We start from the raw sequence: 14281 nt of genomic DNA on the forward strand, positions 1-14281 counted from the left end.
GTCGAAGGCGCGGGGGGCGGCGGGCATGGCCCTGGACCTGGTCATGGCGGGGGCCTGGCCCAGGCCGAAGCGGCGCACGGTGGCGGTCATCGCGTCCATTTCCTCGCGCAGGGCGTGGGTGGCGGCGGTGCTTTCCTCGACCATGGCGGCGTTCTTCTGGGTCAGCTGGTCCATCTGGTTCACGGCGGTGTTGATTTCCGCCAGGCCCGAGGCCTGTTCCTGGCTGGCGGCGGCCATCTCGTCGACCAGACCGGAGATGCGGCCGACCTGCTCGGCGATGCCGCCGAGGGCCTGGCCGGTGGCGCCGACCAGGCGGACGCCCTCGCCGACTTGGCCGGTGGAGGCGTTGATCAGGGCCTTGATCTCCTTGGCGGCCTCGGCCGAGCGCTGGGCCAGGGCGCGGACTTCCTGGGCGACGACCGCGAAGCCCCGCCCGGCGTCGCCGGCGCGGGCGGCTTCGACGCCGGCGTTGAGGGCCAGCAGGTTGGTCTGGAAGGCGATCTCGTCGATCACCCCGATGATCTGGCCGATCTGGCGTGAGGACTCGGCGATGGCGGCCATGGCTGTGGTCGCCTGGCGGACAACCTCGCCGGACTCCTCGGCGGAACCGCGGGCCGAGCCCACCAGCCCGGCGGCCTCGCGCGAGCCTTCGGCGCTGCGGCGGACCGAGGCGGTGAGTTGGTCGAGGGCGGCGGCGGCCTCTTCCAAACCGGCGGCCTGGGTCTCGGTGCGGTTGGACAGATCGTCAGAAGCGTGGGCGATCTGGTCGGCGCTGGCGTTCAGCGTCTCGGCTGAGCGCAGGACGGCCGAGAGCGTCTCAGTCAGGGCCTCGACCGCGTCGTTGAAGTGGCCGCGCAGCTGTTCGTATTCCGGCGGGAAGGCGCTGTTGATACGCACCGTCAGGTCACGGGCGGCCAATTGTTCCAGCGCGGCGCCGAGGGCGGCGACCACCGCCTGCTGGTCGGCCTGGGTGGCGGCGCGCTCGGCGGCGGTGCGGGATTCGGTCTCGGCCTTGGCGACTTGGGCTTCGCTGGCCCGGTGGCCGGCGGCTTCGGCGGCGGCAAGGGCTTGGCGCGCTTCCTCGGCCCGCTGTTCCAAGCCGGCGAACAAGGCTTCGAGGTTGCGGGTAGAGACGATCAGAACCCCGGCCTCGACCAGCAGGATCACGGCATGGACGATGACCCGGCCGAGGCTGCCGGCGCCCGGGAAGACCGCCGCAGGCAGCAGGAAGTTGAGCGACAGATGGTGCAGGGCCACCGCCACCGTGGCCACGGCGATGGTCCGCCAGTCGCAGAACCCCGCCAACACGGCCAAGGCGGCGAAATAGGCCATGTGCATGTCGGCCTGCCAGGCATGACCCTGGAAGGCGGCGACCAGCACCGAGACCTGGGCCATCAGCAGGACGCCGAGGGTGGCGCGCACCGCCGAGGACTCGGCAAGCCCGCGCCAGGCGGCCGTCGCCGCGCCGGCCACGGCCACCGCCGCGAGGCTCAGCGCGATCCAGTCGCCGCCCTGCACCAGCCGCGAGGCGAGGATGATCGGCGCCAGCAGCCACAACAGGCCGACGACGGCCGCTGCGGTCTGGCGACGCTGGCCCTGGATGTCGAGGAAGGTCATGCGGGATCTCGATCAGTGGGCGTGGCGCAGAAGGACGCCAGGCGGGAGTCGATGAGGAACAGGGCGCCGGAGGCGCGCAGTCGGTGGCCAAGGTCGGGACGGTCGGACCGCACGACCAGGATGGTGGCGATCCCGCCGATGGCCTGCAGGTCACCTTCGGCGGTCGCCGAGGCGGCGGCGCGGGCGGGGGTCCACCAGGGGGGATAGACAGCGGCCATGGCGTCCGCGCGCCCCGGCGCGGCGGCCAGGGTCAGGAGGGCGGCCGTGCTGAGGGCCAGGGCTCCGATGGGGAGCGCCCAGCCACCGCCGGAATCGGGCTTGGAACCGGTCATTCGCCCCGCATCCCACGGAGCGCCTTACCAAATCCGGAACGGCGGGCCGCCCCGGCTGTGGAATTTTGTCGCGGGTTAACCGTAGCTCTGCAGCGGTCGCACCTGCAGGGACTCGGCCGGGGCGGTGGCGATGGCCTGGGCGGCCGCCACGGCGCCGGATGCGGTAGTGTAGTAGGGGATCTTCATCATCAGGGCGGTGCGGCGGATGGCGAAGCTGTCGCTCATCGACTGGCGGCCCTCGGTGGTGTTGATCACCAGCTGGACCTCGCCGTTCTTCATCGCGTCGACGATGTGCGGGCGGCCCTCCAGCACCTTGCGGATGAGCTCGACCTCCAGGCCGTTCTCCTTCAGCCAGGCGCAGGTGCCGCTGGTGGCCAGCACCTTGAAGCCGGCGCTCTTGAGGTTGCGCACCGCATCCAGGATGAACGGCTTGTCGGCATCGCGGACCGAGACGAAGGCGGCGCCCTCGCGCGGCAGGTCGATGCTGCTGCCCAGCTGGCTCTTGGCAAAGGCGCGGGCGAAGGCGGGGCCGAGGTCGGTCTCCCCCTCGCGCTTCCAGTCCAGGCCCATGACCTCGCCCGTCGACCGCATCTCCGGACCCAGCACGGTATCGACGCCCGGGAAGCGGGCGAAGGGGAAGACCGCTTCCTTGACCGCGATATGGTCGGGCGTCTCGTAGGTCAGGCCGAACCCGGCCAGGGGCACGCCGGCCATCAACTTGGCGGCGATGGCGGCCACAGGATGGCCGATGGCCTTGGCCACGAAGGGCACGGTGCGGCTGGCGCGCGGGTTGACCTCGAGGACGTAGATGCGCGGGCTGTGGGAGAGCGGCTCCTCGATGGCGAACTGCACGTTCATCAGGCCGCGCACATTGAGGGCCAGGGCCATCTCGGTGGTCTGGCGCTTCAGTTCCTCGATGGTCTCGGCTTTCAGCGAAAAGGGCGGCAGGGAACAGGCGCTGTCGCCCGAGTGCACCCCGGCCTCCTCGATATGCTCCATCACCCCGGCGACGAAGACGTCCTTGCCGTCGCACAGGGCATCGACGTCCACCTCGGTGGCGCGGCGCAGGTACTGGTCGATCAGGACCGGCGAGTCCCCGCTGACCTGCACCGCGGTGGCGATGTAGCGCTCCAGCTGGGCGTGATCGTGGACGATCTCCATGCCCCGGCCGCCCAGAACGTAGGACGGACGGATGACCACCGGGAAGCCGACCTCATCAGCGGCGGCGATCGCCTCTTCGCCGCTGCGGGCCAGGGCGTTGCGCGGCTGGGCGATGTCGAGGCGGTGCAGCAGTTGCTGGAAGCGCTCGCGGTCTTCGGCCAGGTCGATGGCGTCGGGGGTGGTGCCGAGGATCGGCACGCCGGCCTGTTCCAGCGGATGAGCCAGCTTCAGTGGGGTCTGGCCGCCGAACTGGACGATTACGCCGAGAAGCGTGCCTTTGCTCATCTCGACAGCGATCAGCTCCAGCACGTCCTCGGCTGTCAGCGGCTCGAAGTAGAGGCGGTCGGAGGTGTCGTAGTCGGTGGAGACGGTCTCCGGGTTGCAGTTGACCATGATCGACTCGACGCCGATCTCCGCCAGCGCAAACGCCGCGTGACAGCAGCAGTAGTCGAACTCGATCCCCTGGCCGATCCGGTTGGGGCCGCCGCCCAGGATGATGGCCTTCTTGCGGTCCGACGGCTCGGATTCGCAGTCGGGCGCCTGGCCCAGCGCCCCGGTCTCGTAGGTCGAGTACATGTAGGGGGTGGTGGCGGCGAACTCGCCGGCGCATGTGTCGATGCGCTTGAACACGGGGCGGACGTTGAGGGCGTGGCGGCGGGCGCGGACCTCGCCCTCGCTCATACCGGTCAGCCTAGCCAGGCGGGCGTCGGAGAAGCCCTTGGCCTTGAGGCGGCGCATGCCGTCGGCGGCGGGCAGGCCGGCGGCGCGGACGATGCCCTCTTCGCGCACCAGGTCGGCGATCTGGCGCAGGAACCAGGGCTCGTAGCTGCAGGCGGCGTTGACCTCTTCCACGGTCAGGCCATGGCGGAAGGCCTGGGCGATGACCCGCAGGCGGTCAGGGGTGGGATTGGCCAGGGCGCGCAGCACGGCGGCGTGGGCGGTGTCGGGGTCCTCGGCGCCGGGGATGTCGATTTCGTCGAGGCCGGTCAGGCCGGTCTCCAGGCCGCGCAGGGCCTTCTGCAGGCTCTCGGCGAAGGTGCGGCCGATGGCCATGACCTCGCCGACCGACTTCATGCTGGTGGTCAGGTAGGGCTCGGATCCCGGGTACTTCTCAAAGGCGAAACGTGGGATCTTGGTGACCACATAGTCGATGCTGGGCTCGAAGCTGGCCGGCATGGCGCCGCCGGTAATGTCATTATCCAGCTCATCGAGGGTGTAGCCGACCGCTAGCTTTGCCGCGATCTTGGCGATCGGGAAACCCGTCGCTTTGGAAGCGAGCGCGGAGCTCCGCGACACCCGCGGGTTCATCTCGATGACCACCATCCGGCCGTCGGCGGGATTGACCGCGAACTGCACGTTCGAGCCGCCGGTCTCCACCCCGATCTCGCGCAGCACGGCGATCGAGGCCGCCCGCATGCGCTGGTATTCCTTGTCGGTCAGGGTCAGGGCCGGGGCGACGGTGATGCTGTCGCCGGTATGGACGCCCATCGGGTCGATGTTCTCGATGGAGCAGACGATGATGCAGTTGTCCGCCTTGTCGCGGACGACCTCCATCTCATACTCCTTCCAGCCCAGCACGCTCTCCTCGATGAGGACCTCGGTGGTGGGGGAGAGGTCGAGGCCGCGCTCGACGATCTCGCGGAACTCCTCGACATTGTAGGCGATGCCGCCGCCGGTGCCGGCCAGGGTGAAGCTGGGGCGGATGATGGCCGGCAGGCCGACGAAATCGAGGCCTTCCAGGGCCTCGTCCATGGTGTGGGCGGCGTGGGACTTGGGCGATTCCAGGCCCAGCTTGTCCATCGCATCGCGGAATTTCTGGCGGTCCTCGGCCTTGTCGATGACCTCGGCCTTGGCCCCGATCATCTCGACCCCGTACTTCTCCAGCACCCCCATCGATTCCAGCGCCAGGGCGGTGTTCAGCGCCGTCTGGCCGCCCATGGTGGGAAGCAGGGCGTCGGGGCGCTCCTTCTCGATGATCTTGGCGACGATCTGGGGCGTGATCGGCTCGATGTAAGTGGCGTCGGCCACCTCCGGGTCGGTCATGATCGTGGCCGGGTTGGAGTTGACCAGCACGATCCGATAGCCCTCGGCCCGCAGCGCCTTGCAAGCCTGGACCCCCGAATAGTCGAACTCACAGGCCTGGCCGATGACAATGGGACCGGCGCCGATGATCAGGATGGACTTGATGTCGGTGCGTTTGGGCATGGGGTCTCTATGTCGTTCCAAGTCGCGCACAGAGGCGGTCGCGCAGCCGCGCGCCCGTCCCCCGTGAGTCATCATTCAGGCTAAGGCGCCCGTTTAGAGGGGGGAGGGGGGTTGGGCAAGCGTTGATCCGCGCTCCGCGATCCCGCACCATGCCCACAGGGAGACACCACCATGAAAGCCGCCGCCTTCGCCGCTGCCCTGTTGCTCTGCGTCGCCGCCCCGGCGGTGGCCCAGGCGCCGGAAACCGTGGTGCTCGGACGCTATGGGACGACCAACACCGGCCAGCCGATCCTCGGCCCCGATGGGCCGGTGGAGGTCACCGTCAGCCGGGTGACCATCCCCGCCGGCGCCAGCCTTCCGGTCCACAAGCATCCCCATCAGCGGCTGGCCTATGTCGAGGCCGGCCACATCCGGGTGACCAACCTGGACACCGGAACCTCGGCCGAGTTCAAGCCCGGCGACACCATCGTCGAGGCCCGCGACCAGTGGCATACGGGGACGGCGCTGGGGGATACGCCGACGGTCCTGCTGGTCATCGACCAGGCGCCGCCGGGGGCAGCGACCACGGTGCGGAAGGAGCCGTGAGCCGCACCGACACCGGCCAGCGCCTGATCGCCGCCAGCCCGGAGCGCCTCTACGCCGCCTACGTTGATCCGGATGCTATCGCCGCCTGGCGCCCGCCCGAGGGAATGACGGCGCGGATCGAGGCGTTCGACCCGCGTGAGGGCGGCGGCTATCGGATGGCGTTCGTCTATGAGGACGCCGCCACGGCGGGTAAGTCCGGCGACAATGTCGATCTGTTCGAGGGGCGGTTCGTCGAACTGGTCCCGGGCCGCCGCATCGTTGAGCAGGTGGATTTCGACAGCCCGGACCCCGCCTTCGCCGGGACGATGACCATCACCACCACCTTCGAGCCGGCCGAGGGCGGGACGCTGGTCAGCGTCGCCTGCGCCGATGTGCCCCCGGGGATCTCGCAGGCGGACCACGAGGAAGGCATCGCCTCCAGCCTGGCGAACCTGGCGTCGTTCGTCGAATAGGTTCATCGACCGGGTTCTGACGCCGAACGGCCCTATTTCCGCCCGCCATGATTCCGAAACATCCCCGACATGGGGCTGGGCGAAGGGACGACGCGCGGCCCCCTGTCGCCAGCGGTCGGCCGCGTGCGGCGCCGAAGCTCGTCGCGCGCTGGGGATGGCGCCATGGATAGACGCAGCCTGATCGTGGCCGCTCCAGCTCTGTGGCTGGGTGGCTGCCAGGATGGGGTGGAGGTTCAGGTCTCCGGGCCGGCCGAAGCGCCGCTGTTTCGCTTTCGACGCACCAGCCCGTTTGGTGAGCCCAACATCGAGTTTCCGGGCTCCCTGGAGATCACCGAGGACGGCCAGCGCATCTGGGCCATCCGCACCGCCCGCGTCGCGGACCGGCGGCCAACTGTGGTGCGATACGGCGAGGTTCCGGCGGGCGGGCAACTGTGGGGCCCGCCGGCGACGCCGCTGGCGCCGAGGGTGATCTATGATGTCAGGGTCTTCGGCCGTGGCTTTTCCGGCGCGGCCCGGTTCCGGATCGAGAATGGCCGGGCGATGCGCCTCTAGAGATAGCTCAGCCACCAGTCGCGGCGGCGCTGCTTCAACCGGCCCCACCAGCGGCAGATCGGCCAGAGCAGCACCAGCACCAGCAGCCAGACGGCATAGACCACGCCGAGCGAGAAGCCCCAGCCGCTTTCGATCAGCGGCTGGGGGTTGGCCATGAAGCCCAGGAACACCTGCAGCGGAAAGCCCATCGCCACCCCGATGATCAGCATCAGCGCATGGCCCAGAAAGATGTGCAGGACATAGAAGGCCATCGGCGCCCGGCCGAAGTCGAGCAGCACCTGGGCGAACCAGCCTTTGGCCTTTTCCAGATGCGGCAGGAGCAGGAAGGCCGGGCCCAGGGTGATCAGCACATAGGCCAGCGACGGCGGGTATTTGGCGACGTTGAACAGGGCGAAGCCGTCGCGCAGGACGCCGGGCTGGTCCTTCCAGGGCGCGGGATCGCCGTAGAGGTTGAAGCCGCGCAGGACCAGGAAGGCGCCGATCATCGACAGGCCGAGGATCGTGAGAATCCGCGCCCGCCGAGCCGGCTCCAGCTGGAAGACCGGGGCTATGCCGTAGCCGAAGGCCATCACCCCGATCCAGGGGATCACCGGATAGCCTACGAAGGTCATTGGCGGGATGAAGCCCGGCTCCATCAGCAGGACCCACAGCGGCCCCAGCGCGCCGACGGCATTCGCGTCGATCGGCGCCAGCAGCACATGGCCGACGATGATCGCCACCCCGATGCCCAGCACCACCCGCGTCGGCAGCCAGACCAGGGCGGCCAGGACCACCATCGCCGCGCCGATCGCCCAGATGACGATCAGCCCGAACCCGGCAAAGGTGAAGTTCCAGCCGAAGTTGATCAGGGTCAACTCCAGCAGGATGAGCCAAAGCCCCCGCGTCAGCAGGAACCAGGACAAGGCCTTCTTGCCCTTGCCGTTGGTTCCCTGGAGGAAGGCGGAAACCCCGGCCAGCAGGACGAAGGTGGGGGCGCAGAAATGGGTGATCCAGCGGGTCAGGTAGAGCCAGAAATGGGTCTTGGTCGGATCCAGCGGGTCCATGCTGTAGGCGGTGGCGTGGAAGAAGTCGCGGACGTGGTCGAGGGCCATCAGGATGATGACCAGGCCGCGCAGCATGTCGATGGAGGTGAGGCGTGGCTTGGGCGCGCCTTCGGCGGTGACTGGCTCGGTCATGCTGTGGCCCCCTCTTGCCCAGTGGGAGTTTGGCCATGCGCTAGCGAGGCCGACAAGGCCCCAGTTCCTCCCCCATCGGGCAGGGCAATCGCACTTGAACTTGCGTAGCTTGGTGAGGGAGTTCGCCTCTGGTGTCCCTTCTCCCCTTGCGGGAGAAGGTGGCCTGAAAGGCCGGATGAGGGGTCGCACTGGCCTCCTACACAGCCTGTGGTCACCGCCATATCGCCGCTTAGAGGGTCATCGACCCCTCATCCGTCGCTTCGCGACACCTTCTCCCGCAAGGGGAGAAGAGACATCTCACGGCGGCTGAACAAGTCTTCGAGACCATCAGCCATATGCGATAGCCCTCCCCCGAAGGGGGAGGAACTGGTGAGAGGCTACTTCGCCTTGTCCATCAGCCCGGCGAAGCGCTCGAACAGGTAGAGGCTGTCCGTTGGCCCGGGGGAGGCTTCCGGGTGGTGCTGGACGCTGAACACCGGCTTGTCGGTCAGGGCCAGGCCGGCGTTGGTGCCGTCGAACAGGGAGACGTGGGTCTCCGTCACCGGGGCGAGCAGGCTGTCCCGGTCGACGGTGAAGCCGTGGTTCATCGAGACGATTTCGACCTTGCCGGTGGTCAGGTCCTTGACCGGGTGGTTGGCCCCGTGGTGGCCCTGCTCCATCTTCACCGTCCGGGCGCCGAGCGCCAGGGCCAGCATCTGGTGGCCCAGGCAGATGCCGAACACGGGCTTGCCGCTATCGACCAGCTTGCGGATCTCAGGGACGGCGTACGCGCCGGTGGCGGAGGGATCGCCCGGGCCGTTGGACAGCAGCACGCCGTCGGGATTGCGGGCCAGGATGTCCTCGGCGGAGGTGTCAGCCGGCACGACGGTGGCGCGGGCGCCGATGGAGGCCAGGCTGCGGAGGATGTTGCGCTTGACGCCGTAGTCGATGACCACGACCTCGTACTTCGGGGTCTCGAGCTTGCCGTAGCCGTCGCCCCATTCCCACTGGGTCTCGTCCCAAGTGAAGGTCTGGCGGGTGGTGGCGTCCTTGGCCAGGTCCAGGCCGACCAAGCCGGACCAGTCGGCCGCCTGCTTGACCAGGGCAGGGATATCGAACTCGCCGGTCGGGCTGTGGGCGATCACCGCGTGGGGCATGCCCTTCTCGCGGATCAGACGGGTCAGGCTGCGGGTGTCGACGCCGGACAGGCCGATCATCCCCCGGCGGCTCATCCAGCTCGCCAGGTCGGCGTTGGAGCGCCAGTTGGCCGGGTCGGTGGGCGCATCGCGGAAGATGGCGCCCCGGGCCGCCGTCTCCGACCCGCCGCTCATCTGTTCCAGGTCTTCGCTGTTGGTCCCGACATTGCCCATGTGCGGGAAGGTGAAGGCGACGATCTGGGCCATGTAGCTGGGGTCGGTCAGGATCTCCTGATAGCCGGTCATGGCGGTATTGAAGCAGACCTCGCCCACCGCCGCGCCGACCGCGCCGACGCCGATCCCTTGAAGAACGGTCCCATCGGCCAGGACCAGAACGCCGGTGACGCCGGGCAGGAGGTCGGTCATGGTGGGTCTCCGGGTGGGCAAACGGCCGCGTAGGTAGTGACTCGGCCCCCCCGGGTCAAACGCTATCGGAGGCTCCTATGCTCCAACTCCGCCCCAATTGCGAATGCTGCGACACCGACCTGGCCCCAGACGCGGCCGGGGCTATGATCTGTTCTTTCGAATGCACCTTCTGCGCGAGGTGCGCGGAGCGGCGGTTCGCCGGGGTTTGCCCCAACTGCGGTGGCGGGCTGGTAGCCCGGGCGGCCCGGCCGTCGGCGCTGCTGGCCAAGTTTCCCGGATCGACGGGGCGGGTGGTGAAACGGCACGCAGCCTGCGTCTGACCGGAGCGGGAATCGGGTAAACCCGGCCCATGCGTATCACCACGGTCGGCCTCGATGCCGATGACACCCTCTGGCACAACGAGACCCTGTTCCGCCTGACCCACAAGCGGTTCGTCGGGCTGCTGGAGCCGCATGCCGATGAGGCGACCCTCGAGGCGCGCCTGGCTGAGGCGGAGAAGCGCAACCTTCGGCTCTACGGCTATGGGGTGAAGGGCTTCACCCTGTCGATGATCGAGACGGCCATCGAGATCACCGACGGAGCGGTTCCGACCCGCGTCATCCAGGAGATCCTGGCGGCCGGCCGCGAGATGCTGACCGAGCCGGTCGAGCCCTTGCCGGGCGTGGAGATCGCCCTGGCGCAGCTGTCGGAGAAGTACCGGCTGGTGCTCATTACCAAGGGCGACCTCTTGCATCAGGAGCAGAAGTTGGCGGCCAGCGGCCTGGGCGACCTGTTCGCCGCGGTGGAGATCGTCAGCGAAAAGGATCGCGGAACATACGAGCGGGTATTTTCCCGTCACGGCACCGGCGCCGAGCAGGCCGTGATGGCCGGCAACTCGGTGAAGTCGGACGTCATCCCGGCGCTGGAGGCCGGAGCCTGGGCCGCCCTGATTCCCTATCCGCTGGTCTGGGCCCATGAGGCGGCGAGCGCGCCGGCGGACCATCCGCGGTATCGGGAGCTGAGCACGCTGGCGGAGTTGCCGGGCTGGCTGGAAGAGCTGGCAGGATAGTCGCCACCCCAAACCCCGTCATCCTCGGGACGAGCCCGAGGATGACGGGGTTTGGGGTGAAAGGTGGCGGCTGGTGGAATCGACCCGCCGCGCTAACCTGCAGCGTCCCTCAGGAGCCCGCCATGAAACGCCTGCTGCCGCTCGTCGCCTTGCTCCTGCTCTCCTGCTCGACGCCGGACAGCGGCCCGACCCACGACCTCGTCATCCGCAACGGGGTGATCTACGACGGCTCCGGCGGGCCGCCGTTCAAGGGTGATCTCGCCATCGACGGCGACCGGATCGTCGCGGTGGGCAAGGTCTCCGGCCGGGGGCGCGAGGAGATCGACGCCGCCGGAAAGGCCGTCTCGCCCGGCTTCATCAACATGCTGTCCTGGGCCACCGAGAGTTTGATCGAGGACGGCCGGGGGCTGTCGGATCTCAAGCAGGGGGTCACGCTCGAGGTGATGGGCGAAGGCTCCTCGATGGGGCCGCTCACCCCCGCGATGACCGCCCAGGAGCTCGAGCGGCAGGGGGACGTCAAGTATCCCATCACCTGGAGCACCCTCGGCGGCTACCTGGAGATGCTCGAGAAGAAGGGCGTCGGGCCCAACGTCGCCTCGATGATCGGGGCGGAGACGGCCCGCACCTATGTGCTTGGCGAAGGCGACGTCGATCCGACCCCACAGCAGCTGGCGGCCATGCGCGGCCTGGTCGTCCAGGCGATGGAGGAGGGGGCACTGGGCGTCGGCTCCTCCCTGATCTACGCGCCGGGCGGCTATGCGGAGACCGACGAGCTGGTCGCCCTGTCGGCCGAGGCCGGCCGGTGTGGCGGCATCTATGTCAGCCACATGCGCTACGAGAGCGACCGGTTGCTGGACGGCATCGACGAGTTGATCGAGATTTCCCGCCGCTCCGGCGCCCCGGCCGAGATCTGGCACCTGAAAGCGGCCGGCAAGACCAACTGGGACAAGCTGGACCCGGCTATCGCCCGCATCGAGGCGGCCCGCGCCTCCGGCCTGCGGATCACCGCCAACATGTACACCTACACGGCGGGCTCGACGGGGTTCGACGCCGCCATGCCGCCCTGGGTCCAGGCCGGCGGTCGCGAGGCCTGGATCGCCCGGCTGAAGGACCCCGCCACCCGGGCAAAGGTGATCGGCGAAATCCGCGACCCCAAGGCGCCTTACGAGAACCTCTACCGCCACGCCGGGGCCGAAGGGACCATCCTGGTCGGCTTCCGCACCGCGGCGCTTAAAGCCCTGACCGGACGAACCCTGGCCGAGGTGGCCAAGGAGCGCGGCGTCTCTCCGGAGGACGCGATGATCGACCTGGTCATCGCCGACGGCAGCCGGGTGCAGGTGGTCTACTTCCTGATGAGCGAGGAGAATGTGAAGCGCCAGACGGCCCTGCCCTGGATGAGCTTCGGCTCAGACGCCGCCGCCCTGGCGCCGGAGGGGGTGTTCCTCAAGTCCTCCACCCACCCCCGCGCCTACGGCAATTTCACCCGGGTGCTAGGCAAGTACGCCCGCGACGAGAAGGCCCTGACCCTGCCCGACGCCATTCGCCGGATGACCAGCTTCCCGGCCCATAACCTGGGGCTGAAGGACCGGGGCCTGCTCAAGGCCGGCTACCACGCCGACGTGGTGATCTTCGATCCGGCGACGGTGGGCGACCGCGCCACCTATGCCGATCCCAAACAGTATTCGGTCGGGGTCAGCCACGTGATCGTCAACGGCGGTGTCGCCCTGGCCAACGGCGAGCCGACCGGCAAGCTCACCGGCCGGTTCGTGCGCGGCCGGGCCTGGACAGGCTGGAAAGACGGCGGCTGCCGCAAGTCCGCAAAGGACTGGACCTGGTAAGGCGGGTCAGTCGGCCTCGTAGGCGTAGAAGACCTGCCGGACTGCTCCGCCCAGGCGGGCATAGGTCGAGATCACGTGGGTGCGTGAATTTTCGATCTGGACGCGCTCCTTGCTGCAGTTCGACAGGGGCCACCTTGCCGACGGCATCTCGGGGCGGGAAATCTTCTCGAACTGGGATCCCATGACGTTCTGCGGCGGCCGGCCCTCGCCGTACCATTCGAAGACCTGGCTGATGACCACGCCCTTGGGTTCGGACGATTCGGCCGAGACGTAGCAGAACCAGGCGGCCGAGCCCTGGGCGTGGGCTGGCGCCGCTCCGAGGGTGGTCAGCACCAGCGCAGCGGCCGAAAGAAGGGCGGCTTTCAGGCCGAGCTTGAGAGAGGCGGTCATACCGGGAGCTCCAGGTTGGGCAGGCGCCAGGCTTCCGAACGCGACCGTCGGGACCTTGCGCCACGTGATGAGGCCATGGTCCAGCCGCGCGGAGTATCCCCATTTGCAGGGCCTTGATCAGGAGCTCATCGCCCAGGCCCAGACGACCCAGGCGCTGAACAGCAAGGTTCCGACCGCCAGGGCCTGTGTCGCCAGCCGCCGGCCGGTGTCGCCGATCAGCCGGGCTTCACGGAAAAGGGCGGCACAGCAAAGAACATAGGCTGTCATCGTGGAGGCCACGGTCATTCCGATCAGGATATTGAGCTGCTTGGCCAGGGTCGGTGAGGCGGTGGCCAGGGCGATGGCCGACATGATCACGCCCGTGACGATGATGCCGCGCCTAGGGATGGCCAACGGATCCGTCTCGGTCAGCAGTTTGGGGAAATAGCCGACGGCGGCTCCGGCGCGGGCCGTTTCGGCGGTGACCAGGATCCAGCCGGCCAGGGTGCCGCTGGTCTTCACCACCGCGAAGATCGCCACCAGCACGCCTGCGATGGGGCCGGCCAGTTTGGCCACCACGTCGGCGAAGGGGGCGGTCGACTTGGCCAGCTCGGCCGGCGGGATGACCCCCTGAACCGCCACGCAGGCGGCGACATAGACCACGGCGGCCAGGGCGATGCCGCCCATGGCGGCGATGGGGATGTCGCGTTCGGGGTTGCGGACCTTGGCGGCCACGGCATTGGCGCACTCCATCCCCAGGAAGGCCCAGAAGATCAGCAGCACCATGCCGGGGATGTTGGCCAGCACCGGCTTGCCGGTCGGGTTCCAGCTGGCGGCGAACAGCTCGGGATTGAAGGCGGCCAGGCCCAGGACAATCGCGGCGAGGATGGGCAGCAGGCCCAGGACCAGGGCCAAGCCGCTCAGCCGGGTGACCGTGCGGGGGCCCAGCAGGTTCAGCAGGGTGAACACCCAGATGGCGCCCATCAGCGCCAGCAGGGTGGGCAGGGGACCGGCCAGGCCTGGGATCAGCGAAGTGAGGTAACCCACCGCCGCCAGGCCGATGGCGACGTTGCTGAGCGGGCAACCGACCCAGTAGGCGAACCAGGTGACGAAGCCCAGGAAGGGATGGAGGGCGGCGCGGGCATAGGCGTGGATGCCGTCGGCTTCGGGGCGCAGTCGGCCGAGGATGGCGAACACCGCCGCCAAGGCGATCCCACCCGCCGCCGAGACCAGCCAGCCGACCAGGCTGGAGGTCCCGAACGGGGCGATGGAGGTCGGCAGGATGTAGATCCCCGCGCCGATCATGTTGCCCGCCACCAGGAAGGTGGCCAGCAGCGGCCCCATCCGCTTGCCTTCAGTCATGGTGTTCCCCCGCACGCTGTTCGGCGGGCAGTTCCACATGCGGG

Annotated in this window: 13 protein-coding genes; 6 read left to right on the forward strand and 7 right to left on the reverse strand. The window is 68.7% G+C overall.

Going from position 1 to position 14281, the window contains the following annotated elements:
• The 3 genes from GVN21_RS07530 to carB form a co-directional block, all read right to left on the reverse strand.
• Positions 1 to 1617 (reverse strand): methyl-accepting chemotaxis protein (locus tag GVN21_RS07530; RefSeq protein ID WP_166574113.1); only part of this gene is annotated, 1617 nt, incomplete at its 3' end.
• Positions 1614 to 1949 carry a hypothetical protein gene (locus GVN21_RS07535; protein ID WP_166574114.1) on the reverse strand — a complete coding sequence of 112 codons (336 nt, stop codon included), beginning with the start codon at positions 1947 to 1949 and terminating at the stop codon, positions 1614 to 1616. The genes GVN21_RS07530 and GVN21_RS07535, both read right to left, overlap by 4 nt.
• A gap of 75 nt (positions 1950 to 2024) precedes the next feature.
• On the reverse strand, positions 2025 to 5315 hold the full coding sequence (carB, locus tag GVN21_RS07540; protein WP_166574115.1) for a carbamoyl-phosphate synthase large subunit: 3291 nt from the start codon (positions 5313 to 5315) through the stop codon (positions 2025 to 2027).
• A 171-nt stretch (positions 5316 to 5486) separates the two neighbouring features.
• On the opposite strand from carB, the gene GVN21_RS07545 reads away from it, so the two are divergent.
• The 3 genes from GVN21_RS07545 (at position 5487) to GVN21_RS07555 (ending at position 6904) form a co-directional block, all read left to right on the forward strand.
• A complete protein-coding gene (locus GVN21_RS07545) occupies positions 5487 to 5900 on the forward strand; it encodes a cupin domain-containing protein (protein WP_166574116.1) in 414 nt (137 codons plus the stop codon).
• A complete protein-coding gene (locus tag GVN21_RS07550; protein WP_166574117.1) occupies positions 5897 to 6352 on the forward strand; it encodes an SRPBCC family protein in 456 nt (151 codons plus the stop codon). The genes GVN21_RS07545 and GVN21_RS07550 overlap by 4 nt, the downstream gene beginning before the upstream one ends.
• A 162-nt stretch (positions 6353 to 6514) precedes the next feature.
• Entirely contained in the window at positions 6515 to 6904 is a 390-nt protein-coding gene (locus GVN21_RS07555) for a hypothetical protein (RefSeq protein ID WP_166574118.1), read from the forward strand.
• On the opposite strand, the gene GVN21_RS07560 is transcribed toward GVN21_RS07555, so the two are convergent.
• Both GVN21_RS07560 and carA read right to left on the reverse strand, forming a co-directional pair.
• Positions 6901 to 8079, reverse strand: coding sequence for a heparan-alpha-glucosaminide N-acetyltransferase domain-containing protein (locus tag GVN21_RS07560; protein ID WP_166574119.1), 1179 nt, complete (start codon positions 8077 to 8079; stop codon positions 6901 to 6903). The two genes, GVN21_RS07555 and GVN21_RS07560, sit on opposite strands and share 4 nt — an antisense overlap.
• 377 nt (positions 8080 to 8456) lie before the next feature.
• Positions 8457 to 9620 (reverse strand): glutamine-hydrolyzing carbamoyl-phosphate synthase small subunit, encoded by a 1164-nt coding sequence (gene carA, locus GVN21_RS07565; protein ID WP_166574120.1) that lies wholly within the window; start codon positions 9618 to 9620, stop codon positions 8457 to 8459.
• Between the two features lie 77 nt (positions 9621 to 9697).
• Here carA and GVN21_RS07570 point away from each other — a divergent pair, with 77 nt between their 5' ends.
• From GVN21_RS07570 to GVN21_RS07580, 3 genes are all read left to right on the forward strand, one after another.
• Positions 9698 to 9940 (forward strand): DUF1272 domain-containing protein, encoded by a 243-nt coding sequence (locus GVN21_RS07570; RefSeq protein ID WP_166574121.1) that lies wholly within the window; start codon positions 9698 to 9700, stop codon positions 9938 to 9940.
• 29 nt (positions 9941 to 9969) lie between these two features.
• Positions 9970 to 10668 carry an HAD family hydrolase gene (locus GVN21_RS07575; protein WP_166574122.1) on the forward strand — a complete coding sequence of 233 codons (699 nt, stop codon included), beginning with the start codon at positions 9970 to 9972 and terminating at the stop codon, positions 10666 to 10668.
• A gap of 122 nt (positions 10669 to 10790) precedes the next feature.
• Positions 10791 to 12506, forward strand: coding sequence for a D-aminoacylase (locus tag GVN21_RS07580; RefSeq protein ID WP_166574123.1), 1716 nt, complete (start codon positions 10791 to 10793; stop codon positions 12504 to 12506).
• Between the two features lie 6 nt (positions 12507 to 12512).
• On the opposite strand, the gene GVN21_RS07585 is transcribed toward GVN21_RS07580, so the two are convergent.
• Positions 12513 to 12896, reverse strand: a complete 384-nt coding sequence (locus GVN21_RS07585) for a hypothetical protein (RefSeq protein ID WP_166574124.1) — start codon at positions 12894 to 12896, stop codon at positions 12513 to 12515.
• Between the two features lie 117 nt (positions 12897 to 13013).
• Positions 13014 to 14237: an amino acid permease gene (locus GVN21_RS07590; protein ID WP_166574125.1), complete on the reverse strand. Its 1224-nt coding sequence runs from the start codon at positions 14235 to 14237 to the stop codon at positions 13014 to 13016.
• Between the last annotated feature and the right edge of the window lie 44 nt (positions 14238 to 14281).

The sequence above is a fragment of the Caulobacter sp. SLTY genome (assembly GCF_009905535.1).
Taxonomy (GTDB): domain Bacteria; phylum Pseudomonadota; class Alphaproteobacteria; order Caulobacterales; family Caulobacteraceae; genus Caulobacter.

Coding starts and splice junctions, on each gene's coding strand:
- GVN21_RS07535 (WP_166574114.1), bottom strand. CDS start 1,949: ATGACCGGTTCCAAGCCCGATTCCGGCGGTGGCTGGGCGCTCCCCATC.
- carB (WP_166574115.1), bottom strand. CDS start 5,315: ATGCCCAAACGCACCGACATCAAGTCCATCCTGATCATCGGCGCCGGT.
- GVN21_RS07545 (WP_166574116.1), top strand. CDS start 5,487: ATGAAAGCCGCCGCCTTCGCCGCTGCCCTGTTGCTCTGCGTCGCCGCC.
- GVN21_RS07555 (WP_166574118.1), top strand. CDS start 6,515: ATGGATAGACGCAGCCTGATCGTGGCCGCTCCAGCTCTGTGGCTGGGT.
- GVN21_RS07560 (WP_166574119.1), bottom strand. CDS start 8,079: ATGACCGAGCCAGTCACCGCCGAAGGCGCGCCCAAGCCACGCCTCACC.
- carA (WP_166574120.1), bottom strand. CDS start 9,620: ATGACCGACCTCCTGCCCGGCGTCACCGGCGTTCTGGTCCTGGCCGAT.
- GVN21_RS07570 (WP_166574121.1), top strand. CDS start 9,698: ATGCTCCAACTCCGCCCCAATTGCGAATGCTGCGACACCGACCTGGCC.
- GVN21_RS07575 (WP_166574122.1), top strand. CDS start 9,970: ATGCGTATCACCACGGTCGGCCTCGATGCCGATGACACCCTCTGGCAC.
- GVN21_RS07580 (WP_166574123.1), top strand. CDS start 10,791: ATGAAACGCCTGCTGCCGCTCGTCGCCTTGCTCCTGCTCTCCTGCTCG.
- GVN21_RS07585 (WP_166574124.1), bottom strand. CDS start 12,896: ATGACCGCCTCTCTCAAGCTCGGCCTGAAAGCCGCCCTTCTTTCGGCC.
- GVN21_RS07590 (WP_166574125.1), bottom strand. CDS start 14,237: ATGACTGAAGGCAAGCGGATGGGGCCGCTGCTGGCCACCTTCCTGGTG.